Origin of the sequence: Halomonas sp. HP20-15 (assembly GCF_033446685.1) — a bacterium.
In the GTDB taxonomy this organism is placed as follows: Bacteria; Pseudomonadota; Gammaproteobacteria; order Pseudomonadales; family Halomonadaceae; genus Modicisalibacter.
Genome location: NZ_JAWQLY010000031.1, coordinates 1 through 1686, shown reverse-complemented (window position 1 = coordinate 1686; position 1686 = coordinate 1). Strand labels below are relative to the sequence as shown.

Annotated in this window: 2 protein-coding genes; both read left to right on the top strand. The window is 67.3% G+C overall.

All coding sequences use genetic code 11. The features are described 5' to 3' along the window. On the top strand, positions 1–750 hold a 750-nt coding region (locus R6258_RS18705; RefSeq protein ID WP_318453452.1), incomplete at its 5' end, for an electron transfer flavoprotein subunit beta/FixA family protein. A 15-nt stretch (positions 751–765) separates the two neighbouring features. Continuing rightward, positions 766–1686, top strand: a 921-nt coding sequence (locus R6258_RS18700; protein WP_318453449.1) for an electron transfer flavoprotein subunit alpha/FixB family protein, incomplete at its 3' end; no start/stop codon positions are given.

Sequence of the window (1686 nt, the reverse complement as noted above, 5' to 3'; positions counted from 1 at the left end):
CTCGTCGCGGTCAAACGCGTCATCGATTACAACGTCAAGATCCGCGTCAAGGCGGACAACACCGACGTCGACCTGACCAACGTCAAGATGGCCATGAACCCGTTCTGCGAGATCGCCGTGGAAGAGGCGGTGCGGCTCAAGGAGCAGGGCGTGGCCAGTGAGGTCGTGGCCGTCACCGTCGGACCCAAGGCGGCGCAGGAGCAACTGCGTACCGCGCTGGCGTTGGGCGCCGATCGGGCCATTCACATCGAGACCGCGGACAGCGACGGCAAGGTCGAGTCGCTGGCGGTGGCCAAGCTGTTGCAGAAGGTCGTCGAGGCCGAGCAGCCCGGGCTGGTCATCCTCGGCAAGCAGGCGATCGACACCGACAACAACCAGACCGGCCAGATGCTCGCCGCACTGACCGGCATGGGCCAGGGCACCTTCGCCTCGAAGGTCGACGTCGCCGGCGAGACCGTCAACGTCACCCGCGAAATCGACGGCGGCCTGCAGACCGTGTCCCTCAAGCTACCGGCCATCGTCACCACCGACCTGCGCCTGAACGAGCCGCGCTATGCCAAGCTGCCCGACATCATGAAGGCCAAGAAGAAGCCGCTCGATACCCAGTCGCCCGCGGACCTGGGCGTCGATATCGCGCCGCGTACCCGCCAGCTCAAGGTCGAGACCCCGGCCGAGCGCAAGGGCGGCATCAAGGTCGGCTCGGTGGACGAACTGGTCGACAAACTCAAGAACGAAGCCAAAGTGCTTTGAAAAGGAGCTGATCTCATGAGCATTCTGGTCCTTGCCGAACACCACGACGGTCAGCTCGCCGGCGCGACCGCCCATGTCGTCGAGGCGGCCCGCCAGGTCGCCCGGTCCGGCGGCGGTGACGTCGACGTGCTGGTCGCCGGCGAAAACGTCGCCGCCGTCGCCGAGGCCGCGGCGCGGCTGGAGGGCGTGACGCGGGTCCGCGTCGCCGACAACGGCGTCTATGCGCACCAGCTCGCCGAGCCGCTGGCCGACCTGCTGGTGGCGCTCGCCGACGATTACAGCCACGTGCTCGCCGCCGCCTCGACCCACGGCAAGAACGTCCTGCCGCGACTCGCCGCCCTCAAGGACGTCACCGCGCTTTCGGAAATCCTCGAGGTGGTCAGTGCCGACACCTTCAAGCGACCGATCTACGCCGGCAACGCCATCGCCACCGTCCAGTCCGAGGAGGCGCTCAAGGTGCTGACCGTGCGCACCACCGCCTTCGACGCCGTCGGCGAGACCGGCAGCGCCACCCAGGAGGCCGTCGACATCGTCGTCGACAATGCCCTGTCGAGCTTCGTCAACGAACAGCTGGCGGTCAGCGAGCGGCCCGAGCTGGGCAGTGCCAAGATCGTCATCTCGGGCGGTCGCGGCATGGGCAACGGCGACAACTTCAAGCTGCTCGACGGCATCGCCGACAAGCTCGGCGCGGCGATCGGCGCTTCCCGGGCGGCGGTCGACGCCGGCTTCGTGCCCAACGACATGCAGGTCGGCCAGACCGGCAAGATCGTCGCCCCCGACCTATACATCGCGGTGGGCATCAGCGGGGCGATTCAGCACCTCGCCGGGATGAAGGACTCCAAAGTGATCGTGGCGATCAACAAGGACGAGGAGGCGCCGATCTTCCAGGTGGCCGACTATGGCCTGGTCGGCGACCTGTTCGAGATCCTGCCGCAG